Origin of the sequence: Streptomyces sp. NPDC088197 (genome assembly GCF_044741185.1) — a bacterium.
Lineage (GTDB): Bacteria > Actinomycetota > Actinomycetes > Streptomycetales > Streptomycetaceae > Actinacidiphila.
Genome location: NZ_JBIUSD010000006.1, coordinates 324,401 through 339,694 on the forward strand (window position 1 = coordinate 324,401; position 15,294 = coordinate 339,694).

Sequence of the window (15,294 nt, forward strand, 5' to 3'; positions counted from 1 at the left end):
CCACGGCCCCCTGAGCCCCTTCGTGGGGCATGCGGGGGCGGGACGCGCGGACGTGCGCACGGGCGACCGCGGGAATCCCCCGCGGAACCCGAAGAGGGAAGCGTCCACCGATCCGGTCTTTACCTGATCTTTGGCACACTTGAGCTATGACGATGAGCACTCCGCCCTCTGTCCGTCCGCAGCAGCCCGGCCCGCGGCGACGGCGCCGTTCGCGCGTCCGCACCATCCTGCCGCTGGCTGTCGCGGCCTGGGCGGTGCTGGAGATCTGGCTGCTCATCGTGGTGGCGGGGGCGACCAGCGGGCTGACGGTCTTCCTGCTGATCGTCGCCGGGCTGATACTGGGCGCGAGCGCGGTCAAGCGGGCCGGGCGCAGCGCGTGGCGGAATCTGACCGCGCAGGTGCAGGCCGCCCAGGCGCAGGCCGCGCGGGACCCGAACGCGGCCCCGACCCCGCCCGCCGAGAGCAAGGGGCGCAACGGACTGGCGATGCTCGGCGGCCTGCTGCTGATCATCCCCGGCTTCCTCTCCGACGCCGTGGCGCTGTTCCTGCTCTTCCCGCCGACCCGTAGGCTCATCGGCAAGGGCGTCGACCGGCTCAACGCCCGCGCCCTCGCGGCGCGGCCCGCCGCCGGGGAGCCCGGCTCCGTCGGCGACCTCTTCCAGCAGGCGCGGGACGCCAACGAGCAGATCCGGATCCACAAGCCCGACGGCAAGGTCATCCAGGGCGAGGTCGTCGACCACCGGGACTGATCACGCGCGCGGGTCCGGCGGTCCGCGCCCCGCGGATCTCGGGATCAGCGCCGTGCCACGCAAAAACCCGCCGGGGGCGGAGCAGGTGCTCCGCCCCCGGCGGGGAAGTGTCGGGGGGCCTTGGTCCCCGGGGAGGTGATCCCTGGGGCGCCCCCATGGGTGAGCCCGCGCTGTCAGGCGCTCTTGCGGTTGTCGCGCGGATGCACGGCGATGTTCATCGCTCCGGAGCGCAGGACGGCCAGCCGTTCGGCCAGCACCTCCTCCAGCTCCTCGAGCGTGCGCCGCTCCATCAGCATGTCCCAGTGCGTGCGCGCGGGCTTGGTCGTCTTCTCCTCCGGGCCCTCTCCGTCCACCAGCAGGGCGGTCTGGCCGCAGGCGCGGCACTCCCACTCCGGCGGAATCTCGGCCTCAACCGAGAACGGCATCTCAAATCGATGTCCGTTCCGGCATGCGTACTCAACGGTCTGGCGCGGGGCCAGATCGATACCGCGGTCGGTCTCGTAGCTGGTGGCCCCGAGTCGCGTGCCGCGGAGAGCTCGCTCACTCATGAATCGTGCCTCCCGGGCTTGGTCGCCCACAGGACAGGTGTCGCTGTCGTCGTCATCCGGTCAACGTCCGGTCGGCGGTGAAGATTCCCGTTTAGGGAGATGCGTCGCCCGTCGTGTCGCCCCTGTTTGTACCCACCGGTGCCCGGTTTGTCACATCTGAGCGGAGATGTCACCCGGTGTCGTCATATCTTTTGCGTGCAGTAACGGTCAAGCTGCTGGGCCAACCGCGTACACTACCGGTCCGCACCGCCTCCGGCTAAATCGGATCGACCGCAGCGCGTTCGGGCGCGTCCCGACGAATCACCGCAGAAGCGGGCATTACGTCCGGGGTCGAGCCCGCGTCAGCACCCGAATTCGTATCCGAATTCGCCTCCCCGTCCCTGGTCGCGTCCGTGGCCCGGTCCCTGTTCGCGTCCTTGGTCACGCTCGGACCCGGCGCTCCCTCCGGTTCCGCGAAGACCCGCAGGAAGAACTGCGCGAGCGGGCCGATGGCCAGCGCGTAGAGCACCGTACCGACCCCCACGCCGCCGCCCAGCGCGAAACCGGCGGCCAGCACGGTCACCTCGATGCCGGTACGCACCAGCCGTACGGAACGGCCGGTCCTGCGGTGCAGGCCGGTCATCAGGCCGTCGCGCGGTCCGGGGCCGAAACGGGCGGTGATGTAGAGGCCGGTCGCCAGGCCGTTGAGCGCCACCCCGGCCACCAGCAGCGGGACGCGTACGGCCAGGGCCTCCACGTGCGGCACCAGGCGGCAGGTCCCGTCCATCGCCAGGCCCACGACGAAGACGTTGGAGACCGTGCCGAGGCCGGGGCGCTGCCGGATCGGCCACCACAGGAGGAGAACGGCCGCGCCGACGACAATGGAGACGACGCCGATGCTCAGTCCGGTCAGCCGGGACAGCCCCTGATGGAAGACGTCCCACGGGTCCAGGCCGAGCGCGGCGCGGATCATCAGCGCTGAGCTGGCCCCGTACAGGACCAGCCCGACGTAGAGACGGACGAGGCGGCGGTACGGGACCGGCGAGAGCGACGGGTGCGGGAACGACGAGAACAACGGAACCCCCCTGGCGGACGTGTTGGCGCACATGCCACTCTGTGGCCTGTAAGTGCTTCGGATCCACGGCCAATCTGTGGAAGGTGGACTGATTTCTGTGTCCCAGTGGACTGCGACGGTCGGCGCCGCGCACCTCGCCCGGCTTCTCGAACCGCGCCCGCGAAGCGGCCGCGGCGCCGGAGCGGCGGCGGGCCACGGGCGCAAACTGCCCGCCTACCGGGGGCTGGCCGACGGGATCAGGCTGCTGGTGCTCGAAGGCCGGGTACAGGTCGCCGCGCGGCTGCCCGCGGAACGGGAACTGGCTCTCGCGCTCGGCGTCAGCCGGACCACCGTCGCCGCCGCCTACGAGGCGCTGCGCGCCGAGGGATTCGCCCGCTCGCGGCGCGGCGCCGGAAGCTGGACCGCGATCCCCGACGGCCATGTGCTGCCCTCGCGCAGCCTGGAGCCGCTGCCGCCGGACGCCGCCGGGTCCGTGATCGACCTCGGCTGCGCCTCGCTGCCCGCGCCCGAGCCGTGGCTGACCCGCGCGATGGAGGGCGCGCTCGCCGAACTGCCCGCCTACGCCGCCACGCACGGCGACTTCCCGGCGGGGCTGCCGGTGCTGCGCGAGGCCATCGCCGACCGCTACACCGCGCGCGGTGTGCCCACCATGCCGGAGCAGATCATGGTGACCACCGGGGCGATGGGCGCCATCGCGGCGGCGGCCCGGCGGCTGGTCGGCTTCGGGGAACGGGTCGCCGTCGAGTCGCCCAGTTACGCCAATGTGCTGGAGCTCTTCCGCGAGACCGGCTCCCGGCTCGTGCCGGTCACGCTGCGCGAGGGGCTCGGCGGCTGGGACATGGACGCCTGGCGGCGCGTGCTGCGGGACGCCGCGCCGCGCATGGCGTACGTCATGCCGGACTTCCACAACCCGACCGGCAGTCTCATCGGGGAGGACCAGCGGCGCGACCTGGTCGAGGCCGCGCGCGCGGCGGGCACCGTCGTCGTGGCCGACGAGACGATGGCCGAACTCGTCCTGGACGGTGAGGAGTCGGGGGTGCGGCCGATGGCCGCCTTCGACCGCGGCGGCACCGTCATGACCGTGGGCTCCGCCAGCAAGGCGGTCTGGGCGGGGCTGCGGATCGGCTGGGTCCGCACCACCCCGGACGTCGTACGCCGCCTGGTCTCGGCCCGCGCCTACCTCGACATCGGCTCGCCCGTCGTCGACCAGCTCGCCGTCGCCTGGCTGCTGCGCGGCGGCGGCTGGGACCTGGCCCTCGCGGCTCGCCGCGAGCGGGCCCGCGAGTGTCGCGACGACCTCGTCGCCGCCTTGCGTGAGCACACTCCCGACTGGGACTTCGCGGTGCCCCGCGGCGGTATGACCATGTGGGTCCACACCGGTGACGTGTCCGGCTCGCGGCTGGCCGTCGCCGGTGAACGGCTCGGTGTCCGCGTGCCGTCCGGGCCGCGCTTCGGCGTCGACGGCGCCTTTGAGCCGTACATCCGGCTTCCCTTCACCGTCAGCGGGGCCGCCGCCGTTGAGGCTGCCGCCCGGCTTGCCCAAGCCGCCCACGTCGTCCGCTCCGGCGGCGCCGCCGACGGCGAAACCACCGGCCTCTTCGTGGCCTAGGGCCCCTCTGCGGCCCCTTTGCGCCGGGGCGGCGCGCCGCTCTTTCAGGGGCGCGGGGAACTGCGCGCCCAGCCACGACGGGCTGTCAGCCCGGACACGACAGCGACTGCCCCGCCGGGGCCGGTTCTCACAGCTCGCCGCCGCGACGGCTGGTCGCGCAGTTCCCCGCGCCCCTACGGGGCACGTCCCGCCGCGAGGCTAGGGGCTAGCCGAGTTCCAGGTCGGCGACGGTGCGGACGACGGCGTCCTTGCGGAGGGCGACGGGGGCCGGTTCGAGGACGGCGGGAGAGGACTCCTCGGGCTCGGGGACCTCGACGGAGTCGGAGTCGGCCTCGGCCTCGGAGGTGGTGGGGAGGAGGCCGAGGACGGCGTCGCGGTGCGACTGGGCGCACTCGTCGTCGTAGGGGTCGGGAGTGGAGGGCACCTGGAGGCGCAGGACGGGCCCGGTGCCGAGCCGGGCGTACCCGCGGCCGGGGGGAACATCGGCGGCCGGGGTGGTGCGCTGCGGGGCGCCGAGAACGGCCTCGACGTGCTCGGGGGCGAGCGGCCCGAGGACGACCCGGGCCCGGGTCTGGGCGATCACGACGGGCGCGAGCGCCTCCGTGGCGTCGAGCTGGTCGGCGACGGCGACGGCGACATTGGCCGCGCGCCCGTGCCGCAGCGGGACGTCGAGGAGGGTCTGCGGGTCGGGCCGCCCCTCGGCGAGGGCGAGCTGGGTCAGCGCGGTGGGCCGGTCCACCAGGATCCACAGCGGACGGCGTACGTCCTCGGAGACCGGATCGCCGTTCTGCCGCGCCCGGTTGACGGCGATGAGCCGCCGTTCCGTCTCGTGCGCGGCCCATTCGAGGGTGGCGGAGGCGCCGGACAGGCCGCCCTCCACGGCGAGGACGCCGGGCCGCCCGATCAGGGACGCGTACTCACCGGTGCCGCTGCCGTCCACGACCACCACGTCACCGTGGACCAGCGCCTGGAGCGCGATGGACCGCAGCAGGCTGGTGGTGCCGGTGCCGGGCTGGCCGAGCGCCAGCAGGTGCGGCTCGGTGGAGCGGGGGCCGGTGCGCCAGACGACCGGCGGGGCGTCCCTGGTGCCCTCGCCGCCGGTCACCGGCACCGTCCGCTGGACGGCCCCGGCGTCGGTGAAGCCGAGGACCGTCTCGCCGGGCGAGGTGATGAAGCGCTGCGCGACGATGTCGGTCGGCAGCGGCGCCAGCGCGGTGAGGGTGAGGTGGTTCTCCTCCTCGTTCCAGTCGAAGCGGTACTCCCGGCCCCGGCCCGCCTTGGCGTGCAGAAGCTGCTCCACCCGGGCGCGCGACTCGGCCTCGCCGTCGGTGAAGTACGCCGGGTAGCGCAGGTGCAGCCGGGCGAGCCGACCGCCCTGGAACTCGTACTCGCTGAACACCTTCTGCCAGCTTCCCTCGTGCGCGTACAGCGGCGCGGGGTCCCCGGCGTCCGACAGGTACGGCACCAGCGCCTCGTACAGCGCCTGGAGCCGGCCGGTCTCGGCCTCGCTCGGGCCCGCCGGGGCGGCGGGGGTGCGGTCGCGGCCCATCCACGCGGCGGACGCCATGATCGCGCCGATCGCCAGCAGCGGGCCGTACGGCATCATCACGACGACGACCACGCCCGCGGCGGCCAGCAGCAGCGCGGGGCCGCGGCGGTCCTTGGGGGTGCGGCCCCACCAGCCGCCCGCCCACAGCACCTGCTTGCGCATGCCGCGGGCGATGGTGATGACCGGATGGAGCACGTCGGTGGCGCTGTCTGCCGCGGTGCGCGCCAGATCGCGCCCGCGGACGAGCGCGGGTCGGCTGGTCAGAATGCTGGGAAGGGGACGCCTGGCCACGGGGTGCTCCATGGGTGGTTCGGGTTCGGGCTTCGGGTGCGGGAAGGGCCGCGTGGGGAAGGGCGGCGCCCTGAGGGTGCGGCGGGGGGACGGGCGGCGGCCGGAATGGACACGGGCCCGGAGCGGACGACCGCGCCGGGCCCGTACTGGAGTGGCCGCCCGCCGGCGACGGCCAGGTCCCGGGCCGGGGCCCTAGACCTTGATCCCGCCCAGCAGGCTGGCCAGGCTCGCGCCGCCCGCCTTGATGCTCGGGGCGATGGCCGTGCCCGCGAGGTAGAAGCCGAAGAGGGCGCAGACGAGGCCGTGGGACACCTTCAGCCCGTCCTTGCGGAAGAACAGGAAGCAGATGACGCCGAGTAGGACGACGCCGGAGATCGACAGGATCATTGGGCTTTCTCCTGGGTGATGGGGACGGTCACCATGAGTTCTTCCAGGCTCACAAAAAGTAATAGATCACGCACGGTGGCAAATGAGTGATTTGTAGCGAATTTCCACCATGTGGGGGAGGCGGCGAACGGTGCCCGGCGCGAGCATTGCCCGCCAGGACCGGTTCATGTGCCCACCGCGCCCCCCGCCCCGCTCCTGGCGCAGTGAAGTCGCCCGAACGGGTGACGGCGGTGCAGGATGGCCGGTGTGCAGCTCACCCCGATCACCTGGTCACGGCTGGCCGACACCCTCGCCGAGCGGATCGCGGACGCGACCGCGGGGGTGAGCGCGGACGGGCCGGGGCCCTGGTGGCGGGTGGCCGTGGACGGCGCGGACGCCGCCCGCCCCGGCGATCTGGCGGACGCCGTCGCCGCCGCGCTGCCCGCTCTCGGCCGCCGCGTGCTCCGGGTGCGCGCCGCCGACTTCCTGCGGCCCGCGTCCCTGCGCTACGAGTACGGCCACCAGGACGCCGACGCGTACTACCAGCTCTGGCTGGACACCGGCGCGCTGGGCCGCGAAGTGCTCGACCCGCTCGGCACCGGCGGCTCGGGCCGCGTCCTGCCGACACTGTGGGACGCCGCCACCGACCGCGCCACGCGCGCCGACTACGTGCGCCTGCCGCCCGGCGGCGTCCTCGTACTCGACGGGCCGCTGCTCCTCGGGCAGGGGCTGCCGTTCGATCTGACGGTCCATCTGCGGCTGTCCCCGGCCGCGCTGGAGCGGCGCACGGCGCAGGCCGACCGGTGGACGCTGCCCGCATTCGACCGTTACGACCGGGAGGCGATGCCGGAACAGACCGCCGATGTCCTGGTACGTGCCGACGACCCGAGACACCCCGCCTGGACAGGCTGAACGACCCTCGCGCGTAAGCCCGTTGACCTCCCGGCCGCCGCCGGTCCGGCCTCGCCTTGCCGTGGGACCGCGCACCCCGCTAGCGTCCCCATCCACCATGACTGTCGCCATCGCGCCGCTGACCACCGAGCACATACCCCAGGCCGTGCAGCGCTACGACCGCTGGTTCGCGCGCGCCCGCCGCCCGCCGTCGCAACGCTCGTGGCTCGCCGACGGCCCCGTGCGCGGTGAGGAGCTGCTGGGCAAGCTGATCGGCGTTCCGGGTCTCGAGGCCGCCCGCGCGCTCGACGGCGACGGCGGCCTGATCGGACACCTCGCCGCCGTCCCGGTGGACCTCACCCAGGACGACCCGGCGGGGCTGCGCAGCCACCCGCACTCCGCGCTGGTCCCGCACGGCGGTCACGCGCTGCCCGGCGGACGCGAGTCGGAGGTGCTGCGCGCGCTGTACGCCCGCGTCGCGGCCCGGCTCGTCGCGGAGCGACGGCTGGTCCACTACGTCGACGTGCCCTCGGGGGAGACCGCCACCCTGCCCTGGGCGGACCTCGGCTTCGGCCGCGAATTGGTGCACGGTCTGATGGCGGTCAAGGCGCGCGGGCGCCAGCCGCGCGGCGTCGAAGGGCTCGGCATCCGGCGCGCGGGCGTCGGCGACCTGCCGCAGATCGGCCGGATGGCCGCCGAGTCCTCGCGCAGGCAGCGCGAGTCCGCGGTGTTCCAGCCCCAGCCGGAACGCGCGCTCGCCGCCCTGCGGGTCTACTACGCCGACGCGCTCGGCGACCCGCGCAGCGGCGCCTGGATCGCCTCCCGCAGGGGCGAGGAGATCGGCATGGTGCTGCTGGTCCCCGCCACGCCCGACCCGGTGATCCCCGAGTCCTGCGTGGAGCTGGCCGAGGCGTACGTCGAACCCTCCGCGCGCGGCGAGGGCGTCAGCCGCGTCCTGCTCGCCACCGCGCTGGCCTGGGCGTACGACCACGGCCACCGCTACATGTCGGCCCGCTGGCACTCCGCCTCACCGCTGGCGGCGGGGCACTGGCCCGCGGTCGGCTTCCGGCCGGTCGCGTACCGGCTCAGCAGGTCGCTCGACGGCCGGATCGGCGGCTCGCCCGGCAGCTACTGATATCCCCAAGTAGCGTATTAAATCGGGCATTTAGGCGTGATGCGGCTCACTCGGCCGGTCCGCAGTGAGCGGCATCACCTCGGGAACACGGTCCGATTCCCCCGATGTACCCACTGTTCCCGATCCGGGCGGTTTGTCACCAGGAATCGGTCACGGAGGCACGGACGGTGAGCGGCTCGCACACGCAGCGGTGACGGCGGACGACCGGGAGTGACCGCGCTCCAAGCGGTGCGCCCGACGACGATCACGGTTGGTTGCCCGCCGCTCGGCCGGTCGTTTAGCTTCGCCTCCTGCGGGCCGGATGCCCGCGAATTGCGAATGTCCGTCGGGCGGAACGCCGAATCCTGCCGCCGCCCGGTTTCCTGGATCTTTGATCACACACGGCAGGGGCGGGGGACCCAGGTAAGTCGCCGTCCAGCAGTACCGGACGGCTCGGGGTGAAGTCGCGGCGCCTTGCGTACACGCAACGGCATTTCCACGTGACCGGGCATCTCCTGCCCGAACCCGACAGCTCACCTCGTAGGCGTAGGAGAGGAAATCCCCCATGCCCGCAAAGGGACAGCACCGCAAGACCCGTATGAGCCGCCTCACCCGCATCTGCATCGCCGCGGGCACGGGTGGCGTGGCCATCGCCCTGCCGCTGGTCGGCGCGGGCATCGCCTCGGCGGCCGAGCCCGCCCACAGCGCCCCCGCCACCGCCTCGCACACCTCCGCCGTCAAGGCGACGACCGTGGCGGACAAGAGCGCCGCGCCCAAGGCCGCCAAGGCCAAGACCACCAAGTACTCCGTGGTCAGCGGTGACTCGCTGTCGAAGATCGCCGACAGCCACCACGTCAACGGCGGCTGGCAGCAGCTCTACTCCGACAACAAGTCGGTCGTGGGCTCCAACCCGAACCTGATCTACCCGGGCCAGCACCTCACGCTGAACGGCGCCTCCGCCGAGAAGCCCGCCACCGCGCAGAAGTCCGCCCCGGCGCCGAAGAAGTCGGCCCCGGCCCCCGCCAAGAAGGCGACCCCGGCGCCCGCCGAGACCACCGCCCCGTCGAAGTCGTCCGACACGACGACCACGACCACCAAGTCCGCCGACACCACCGCCGCCAGCTCCTCCGGCTACACCAAGCCGGTCGGGGACGCGGCGATCGGTACCCAGTACCACGCCTCCGGCGCCAACTGGTCCAGCGGCTACCACACCGGTGTGGACTTCCTGGTCGGCTCCGGCACCAGCGTGAAGTCGGTCGCCGCGGGCACCGTCGTCTCCGCGGGCTGGGACGGCGCCTACGGCAACGACGTGATCGTCAAGCACGCCGACGGCAAGTACACGCTGTACGGCCACCTGACCCAGGCGCTCGTCTCGGCCGGGCAGACCGTCACCGAGGGCCAGCAGATCGGCGTCTCCGGCGCGACCGGCAACGTGACCGGCCCGCACCTGCACTTCGAGGTCCGCACGACCCCGGACTACGGCTCCGACATCGACCCGGTCGCCTACCTGGCCTCCCACGGCGTCACCGTTTCCTGACCCACCCGCTCCACAGCCGCTGTGGCGGCTCCTCGCGGCATCCGTGCCCGCCCGGTTCCTCACCACCGGGCGGGCACACCCGCGTGACGGGCCGCGAGTCCACGTGGTCACGCGGGTGACGTGGTCACGCGGTGACGTCGTTGCGCGGTGACGTCGTTACGCGGTCACGTCGTTACGCGCTCACGTGTCCGGGAACAGCGCGGCCAGCTCGCCGCGCGAGACCACACCGAGCTTCGGATACGCCTTGTAGAGGTGGTGCCCGACCGTGCGCGGGCTGAGGAAGAGCTGCGCGGCGATGTCCCGGTTGGTCAGCCCGAGTGCGGCCAGCCGGACGATCTGCGACTCCTGCGGCGTCAGCCCCGCCTCGTCCGCGACCGACCTGACCGTGTCCTGACCCACCGTCACCGACGCTCCCGACGCGCCCAGTTCACTGCGCGCCCGGTCCGCCCACGGTCGCGCGCCGAGCCGTTCGAAGGTCTCCAGCGCGGCCCGCAGGTGCCCGCGCGCCTCGCTCTTGCGACGGGCCCTGCGCAGCCACTCGCCGTACAGCAGCGCCGTACGCGCCGACTCCAACACCCTTCGGTGCGGGTCGTGACGGGCCAGCGCCTCGATGAAGTACGCCTCCGCGTCGGCGTCCTTGGCCCGCAGCGCCCGGCAGCGCGCCACCAGCGCCCGCGCCCAGTCCTGCCCGGAACGCGTGGCCCACGCCTCGAATCCGGCCAGGGGCTCGTCCGCCCGCTCCGGCACGCCCAGCCGCACCGCCGCCTCCACCAGGTCGGGGACGCCGCGCGTCGCGGAGATGTGGTGCCGTACGGTCGGCTCGGTCAGCAGCGACAGCCGGTCGAGCGCGAACTGCGTACGGCCCAGGCCCAGTTCGAGCAGCCCTTGCGACCAGTACGCCCACGGCGCGCCCGGCGCCATCGCCGTGCCCGCGCCGCCCGCCAGGGCCTCGTCCACCAGTCGGCGGCACTCGTCCTCGTCCCCGCGCAGCGCCGCGACATGCGCCAGCGCACTGCTCAACTGGCTGACCCACTGCCGCTGTCCGGTGTCCCGTGAGATCCGCAGCCCCTCGGACGCCGTGGCGACGGCCTCGTCGAGGCGGCCGTCGAACAGTTCCGCCTCCGCGCGGAAGAACATCAGCGTCGTCAGCCTGCCGACACCGCCGCTCTCGCGGCTCTCCGCCGCCAGCGTCGTCGCCAGGTCGTACGCCGCCGCGTCCTGCCCGAGCGCCAGGCCCACCCCGCACAGCATCACCAGGTCCCGAGGATCGACCCGGCCGCCGCGTGCGGCCCGTGACGCCGCCGCGGCCTCGGCCACGTCGGGCGGCCCGGCCGCCGCGCTGCCCGGCCCGATCGCCCGCACCAGGAACTCCGCCACCGGCCGGATCGGCGCCCACGGCGGCAGCTCCAGCGCCGCCAGCCGCCCCAACGTCCCCGCCACCTCGTCGTCGCCGAGGTACCAGGCCGTATGCGTCGCCTGCACCAGCATCCGCGCCGCCGCCGCCGAATCCGCCTCCGCCAGCAAATCCGCCGCTTCCAAAAGGAGTTGATGCGCCGCGCCGAAATCCCCCTCCCAGAAGTCCGCGAGCGCCCGCACATAGAGCGCTCTGCCGCGCACGGCGGACAACGGGTTCGCCGCGCCCCGCGCCGCGGTGGACGCGGCTTCGGTGGGCGCCGGGCGGCCCGGCCCGGACGGGTGCGGCGGAACGGGCCCGCCGACGCCGCCGGTGTCGGCGGTGGACGCCGGATCGCCGGGTGCGGGGCCGCCCGGTCCGGACGAGCGGGGCGGAGCGCTCTGCCCGACGGCGGCGTCGACACCGGAAGTCGATCCGGCGGGTGCCTGACCGCCCGGCGTGGACGCGCGGGGTGAAGTGCCCGGCTCCGCGTGGGCCGTTGGGGCCGACGACGGCTCCGCGCCGCCTCGTACGGCCGCTGCTTCCGCCTCGGTCTCGGCGGCGCGGGTCGCCTGGTCGGCGAAGGCGCGGGCGCGGGGGATGTCGCCCGCTTCGGAGGCGGATTCGGCGGCGAGGAGGAGGCGTTCGACGCGGGCGACGGGGTCGGTGCTGAGGCGGGCGGCGCGTTCGTAGGCGGCGGAGGCCGCCGCGTGGCCGCTGCGTTCGCGGGCGCGGCCCGCGGTCCGCTGGAGGGCGGTGGCCACGGCTTCGTCGGGGCCGGTCGCCGCGGCGGCCAGGTGCCAGGCGCGGTGGTCGGGGTCGCGTACCGGGTCGGCGGCCTCGGCGAGGGCGCGGTGCGCGGCGAGACGGTCGGGGAGGGCGGCGCGCTGATGGATCGCGGCGCGGACCAGCGGGTGCCGGAAGCGCAGCATGTCCTCGTCGTCCACGTAGACCAGGTTCGCCTCCTCCGCGGGCGGCAGGTCGTCGACGCCGACGCCCAGCACCGCCGCCGCGCGTACCAGGATGTCGGGGTCCCCGGTGTGGTCGGCCGCGGCCACCAGCAACAGCGTCTGGGTGCCGGGCGGCAGGTGGCTGACCTGGCCGTGGAAGGCCATCTGGAGGCGCGTGGTCAGCGGCAGCCCGCCGCCGGTCGCGGCGGAACCGCCCGCGCCCCGCGCGTCGGCGGACGGTCCGAGCGGGAGTTCCAGCAGCGCCAGCGGATTGCCCCGCGCCTCGGAGAGCACGCGGGTGCGTACGGTGTCGGCCGGTGCGCCGCCGCGGTCGGCGAGCAGCGCCCGCGCCGCGTCCTCGGGCAGCGGGCCGAGCCGCAGTTCGGGCAGGCCGGGCGCGGTGAACGACCCGGCGCCGTCACGTACGGCGAAGACCATCGCCACGCCCTCGGCGTCGAGCCGTCGCGCCGCGAAGACCAGCGCGTCGGTGGACGCCCGGTCCAGCCACTGCGCGTCGTCCACGACACACAGCAGCGGCCCCTCGCCCGCGTGGTCCGACAGCAGCGACAGCACGGCCAGGCCGACGAACATCGGCTCGCTCGCGGCGTCGGCCTCCAGGCCGAACGCGGCCCGCAGTGCCCGCCGTTGCGGCACGGGCAGCGCGTCCAGCGAACCCATCGCCCTGCGCAGCAGCAACTGAAGCCCCGCGTAGGGGAGTTCGGCCTCGAATTCCACGCCGGAGCTGCGGACGACCGTCAGGTCGCCCGCCGCCGCCACGGTCTGCTCCAGCAGCGCGGTCTTGCCGATCCCGGCGTCACCGCGCACCACGAGCGCTCCGCTGCGGCCCGCCCTCGCCCCCGCCAGCAGTTCTTCCAGCGCGGCCGTCTCCGTGTCCCGTCCGTACAACATGCCGGGCACGCTAACCGATCACGGGCCGGGAGTCCGCCTCCCTCCCCGCGGGCCCCCACGCGGACTCCATGCCGAGGCCGCGTCTGATCGCGGTCTCGACCGGCGAGTAGCCGCCGCCGGCCCGCTCCAGTGCGTACGGCGCCGCGGGCAGGAGCGGCGGCTGGGCCATGAAACGCGGACGGCTGCCGTGGTGCGGCTGGGCGGCGTGCACGAGGAACGGGTGGCAGAGGTAGACGTCGCCGGGGGAGCCGGTGGCGAGGGCGAGCGGGCGGTGTTCCGTGGCCGCCGCGATCTGCTCGGAGACCGCCAGGATCGAGGCGCCGGCCTCGCCGTACGGGGCGAGGACCGCGGGCACGTCCAGGTGGGAGCCGACGCGGATCCGGGTCGGCGCGTTCTCCTCGTCCACCTCGGTGAACAGGAACAGCATGAGCAGCGCGCGGTCGCGGGAGCGGACGTTGGCGAAGTACCACTGCTCGCCCGGGACTTCGTAGCTGCCTTCGATGTGCCAGCCCGCGTCGTCCGGCTCGTCGGGGTGCGGGAAGCGCAGCGGGAAGGAGCCGAGGGAGTACCGCGGCGACCAGCGTCCGGCGCCGACAAGACGGTCGAACGCGGCGTGCAGGACGGGGGTGTTGGCGGCCTCGGCGAACGGCGGCTGGGCCATGCCGCCCACCCAGTGCACCGGTTGTGTCCAGGTCGCGGGGTCGGCGGGGTCGCAGCCGGTCTCCTTCCACAGGAGATCGGCGCAGACGCGGGCGGTCGGGGCGGGTACCGCGCCCTCGATCCTCACGAAGCCGTCCCTGAGGAAGGCCCGCTCCCACGCGTCGTCGGCGTGGCTGTCCGTGGCGTCGTCCATCCCCCGATCATCACGTCGCGCGATGTGCGACGGCCACCGGATTTTCTCCGGGTGCGGGTGCGGGTGCGGGTGCGGGTGCGGATGCGGATGCGGGCACCGGCGCGGGCTCGTGCCCGGTCCGGGTCCGGGTCCCGGCCGGCTCAGACCTCGCCGGGCACCGTGCTCCGGATCTGCCGCAGGAAGGCGTTGTTGTCCGGGGTCTGCCGGATCTTGTCCAGCAGGACTTCGAGGCCGGACTGGGTGCCGCGCCCTTGCAGGACCCGGCGCAGGCCGCGTACGACCGCCAGCTCGGGGCCGGGCAGCAGCAGTTCCTCGCGGCGGGTGCCGGAGATGCCGACGTCCACGGCCGGGAAGATCCGCCGCTCGGCGAGGGAGCGGTCCAGGTGCAGCTCCATGTTGCCGGTGCTCTTCAGCTCTTCGTAGTAGTAGTCGTCGGCGCGCGACCCGGTGTCCACCAGCGCGGTGGCCAGGATGGTCAGCGACCCGCCCTCCTCGGCGAGCCGGGCGGCGCCGAAGAACTGCTTGGGGCCGATCAGCGCGGCGGCGTCCACACCGCCGGTCAGCGTGCGGCCGCCGGTGGAGGCGGCCGAGTTGTGCGCCCGGCACAGCCGGGTCAGCGAGTCGAGCAGGACCACCACGTCCTGGCCCTGTTCCACCAGCCGCTTCGCCCGCTCGACGGCGAGTTCCGCGACCGCGATGTGCTGCTTGGCCGGCCGGTCGAAGGTCGAGGCGATCACCTCGCCGCGCACGGTTCTGCGCATCTCGGTGACCTCCTCCGGGCGTTCGTCCAGCAGCACCACCATCAGGTGGCACTCGGGGTGGTTCTCGGCGACGGCCGTCGCGATGCTCTGGAGCAGCATCGTCTTTCCGGCCTTGGGCGGGGCCACGAGCAGGCCGCGCTGCCCCTTGCCGACCGGGGTCACCAGGTCCATCACCCGTCCGGCGAGCGCGCCGGTGCCGGTCAGCGCCGGGCTCTCCAGCCGCAGCCGCTGCCGGGGGTGAAGGGGCGTCAGGTCCCTGAAGTGCGGTCGCCCGCGCAGGTGTTCGGCCGGGACGCCGTTGACCAGGTCGACGCCGCCCAGCGTGCCGGGCTTTCCGCCGAGGGTGCCCTCGACGAGGTCGCCGTTCCTGAGTCCGGCCTGCCGGATCTGGGCCTGCGGTACGTGTACGTCGTCGGGTGTCGGCAGCAGCCCGGCGGATCGGAGGCGGCCCTGGCCGCCGTGGATGTCGAGTACGCCCGCCACCCGAACCGGCGTCTCCTGCCGGACGGGAGGGCGTTCAAGGATGTCAGTCATGGGAGTCGTCCTTTCTCGGACGAGAGGAAAGTCGTGTGCGCGGCAGGTCGCCGTGCGAGTACGGGGTGCGGCGGGTCTGGCGTGTGATGCGTCAAACGGGCATGCCGGAAAGGGATTTCGGCGCGAGCGGGCACAACACGCTCCACGTACCGCGGAGATCACCACAGGGCCGTCGTGCGACCGTCA

12 protein-coding genes and 1 riboswitch are annotated in these 15,294 nt (G+C 73.9%); of the genes, 5 read left to right on the plus strand and 7 right to left on the minus strand.

Features of this window, described 5'->3' with window-relative positions; all coding sequences use genetic code 11:
• Positions 1 to 146: 146 nt before the first annotated feature.
• Positions 147 to 749, plus strand: coding sequence for an FxsA family membrane protein (gene fxsA, locus ACIOC1_RS17760; RefSeq protein WP_355347151.1), 603 nt, complete (start codon positions 147 to 149; stop codon positions 747 to 749).
• A gap of 173 nt (positions 750 to 922) precedes the next feature.
• On the opposite strand, the gene ACIOC1_RS17765 is transcribed toward fxsA, so the two are convergent.
• Together ACIOC1_RS17765 and ACIOC1_RS17770 are read right to left on the minus strand one after the other, a co-directional pair.
• Entirely contained in the window at positions 923 to 1,297 is a 375-nt protein-coding gene (locus ACIOC1_RS17765; RefSeq protein WP_093713023.1) for an RNA polymerase-binding protein RbpA, read from the minus strand.
• Positions 1,298 to 1,553: 256 nt separating this feature from the next.
• On the minus strand, positions 1,554 to 2,384 hold the full coding sequence (locus tag ACIOC1_RS17770; protein WP_401855193.1) for a YitT family protein: 831 nt from the start codon (positions 2,382 to 2,384) through the stop codon (positions 1,554 to 1,556).
• A 64-nt stretch (positions 2,385 to 2,448) separates the two neighbouring features.
• Between ACIOC1_RS17770 and ACIOC1_RS17775 the strand changes: the two genes are divergently transcribed.
• Positions 2,449 to 3,960: a PLP-dependent aminotransferase family protein gene (locus ACIOC1_RS17775; protein WP_355347155.1), complete on the plus strand. Its 1,512-nt coding sequence runs from the start codon at positions 2,449 to 2,451 to the stop codon at positions 3,958 to 3,960.
• Between the two features lie 205 nt (positions 3,961 to 4,165).
• Here ACIOC1_RS17775 and ACIOC1_RS17780 read toward each other — a convergent pair whose 3' ends face one another.
• Entirely contained in the window at positions 4,166 to 5,800 is a 1,635-nt protein-coding gene (locus ACIOC1_RS17780) for a hypothetical protein (RefSeq protein WP_401715745.1), read from the minus strand.
• 192 nt (positions 5,801 to 5,992) lie between these two features.
• On the minus strand, positions 5,993 to 6,187 hold the full coding sequence (locus tag ACIOC1_RS17785) for a hypothetical protein (RefSeq protein ID WP_188279792.1): 195 nt from the start codon (positions 6,185 to 6,187) through the stop codon (positions 5,993 to 5,995).
• A gap of 246 nt (positions 6,188 to 6,433) precedes the next feature.
• On the opposite strand from ACIOC1_RS17785, the gene ACIOC1_RS17790 reads away from it, so the two are divergent.
• The 3 genes from ACIOC1_RS17790 to ACIOC1_RS17800 all read left to right on the plus strand — a co-directional run bounded on the left by ACIOC1_RS17790 (position 6,434) and on the right by ACIOC1_RS17800 (position 9,708).
• Positions 6,434 to 7,078 (plus strand): uridine kinase, encoded by a 645-nt coding sequence (locus ACIOC1_RS17790; protein WP_401855198.1) that lies wholly within the window; start codon positions 6,434 to 6,436, stop codon positions 7,076 to 7,078.
• Between the two features lie 97 nt (positions 7,079 to 7,175).
• Positions 7,176 to 8,192 carry a GNAT family N-acetyltransferase gene (locus ACIOC1_RS17795; RefSeq protein WP_401855201.1) on the plus strand — a complete coding sequence of 339 codons (1,017 nt, stop codon included), beginning with the start codon at positions 7,176 to 7,178 and terminating at the stop codon, positions 8,190 to 8,192.
• A 325-nt stretch (positions 8,193 to 8,517) separates the two neighbouring features.
• Positions 8,518 to 8,733: riboswitch (cyclic di-AMP (ydaO/yuaA leader) on the plus strand.
• Between the two features lie 3 nt (positions 8,734 to 8,736).
• Positions 8,737 to 9,708 carry a peptidoglycan DD-metalloendopeptidase family protein gene (locus tag ACIOC1_RS17800; protein ID WP_355347168.1) on the plus strand — a complete coding sequence of 324 codons (972 nt, stop codon included), beginning with the start codon at positions 8,737 to 8,739 and terminating at the stop codon, positions 9,706 to 9,708.
• 180 nt (positions 9,709 to 9,888) lie between these two features.
• Here the strand turns inward: ACIOC1_RS17800 and ACIOC1_RS17805 are convergent, their stop codons facing one another.
• The 3 genes from ACIOC1_RS17805 to rho form a co-directional block, all read right to left on the minus strand.
• A complete protein-coding gene (locus tag ACIOC1_RS17805; RefSeq protein ID WP_401855204.1) occupies positions 9,889 to 12,960 on the minus strand; it encodes an AAA family ATPase in 3,072 nt (1,023 codons plus the stop codon).
• A 10-nt stretch (positions 12,961 to 12,970) separates the two neighbouring features.
• Complete coding sequence (locus ACIOC1_RS17810; protein ID WP_401855206.1) at positions 12,971 to 13,813, minus strand: phytanoyl-CoA dioxygenase family protein; 843 nt, start codon at positions 13,811 to 13,813, stop codon at positions 12,971 to 12,973.
• A 140-nt stretch (positions 13,814 to 13,953) separates the two neighbouring features.
• The gene (rho, locus tag ACIOC1_RS17815; RefSeq protein WP_355347174.1) at positions 13,954 to 15,108 is read right to left on the minus strand and encodes a transcription termination factor Rho; all 1,155 of its coding nucleotides are present in this window, start codon (positions 15,106 to 15,108) and stop codon (positions 13,954 to 13,956) included.
• Positions 15,109 to 15,294: the final 186 nt, after the last annotated feature.

What these genes read in the sequence shown, in the direction of transcription:
- fxsA (WP_355347151.1), top strand. Translation starts at nt 147, where the DNA reads ATGACGATGAGCACTCCGCCCTCTGTCCGTCCGCAGCAGCCCGGCCCG.
- ACIOC1_RS17765 (WP_093713023.1), bottom strand. Translation starts at nt 1,297, where the DNA reads ATGAGTGAGCGAGCTCTCCGCGGCACGCGACTCGGGGCCACCAGCTAC.
- ACIOC1_RS17770 (WP_401855193.1), bottom strand. Translation starts at nt 2,384, where the DNA reads ATGTGCGCCAACACGTCCGCCAGGGGGGTTCCGTTGTTCTCGTCGTTC.
- ACIOC1_RS17785 (WP_188279792.1), bottom strand. Translation starts at nt 6,187, where the DNA reads ATGATCCTGTCGATCTCCGGCGTCGTCCTACTCGGCGTCATCTGCTTC.
- ACIOC1_RS17795 (WP_401855201.1), top strand. Translation starts at nt 7,176, where the DNA reads ATGACTGTCGCCATCGCGCCGCTGACCACCGAGCACATACCCCAGGCC.
- ACIOC1_RS17800 (WP_355347168.1), top strand. Translation starts at nt 8,737, where the DNA reads ATGCCCGCAAAGGGACAGCACCGCAAGACCCGTATGAGCCGCCTCACC.
- ACIOC1_RS17805 (WP_401855204.1), bottom strand. Translation starts at nt 12,960, where the DNA reads ATGTTGTACGGACGGGACACGGAGACGGCCGCGCTGGAAGAACTGCTG.
- ACIOC1_RS17810 (WP_401855206.1), bottom strand. Translation starts at nt 13,813, where the DNA reads ATGGACGACGCCACGGACAGCCACGCCGACGACGCGTGGGAGCGGGCC.
- rho (WP_355347174.1), bottom strand. Translation starts at nt 15,108, where the DNA reads ATGACTGACATCCTTGAACGCCCTCCCGTCCGGCAGGAGACGCCGGTT.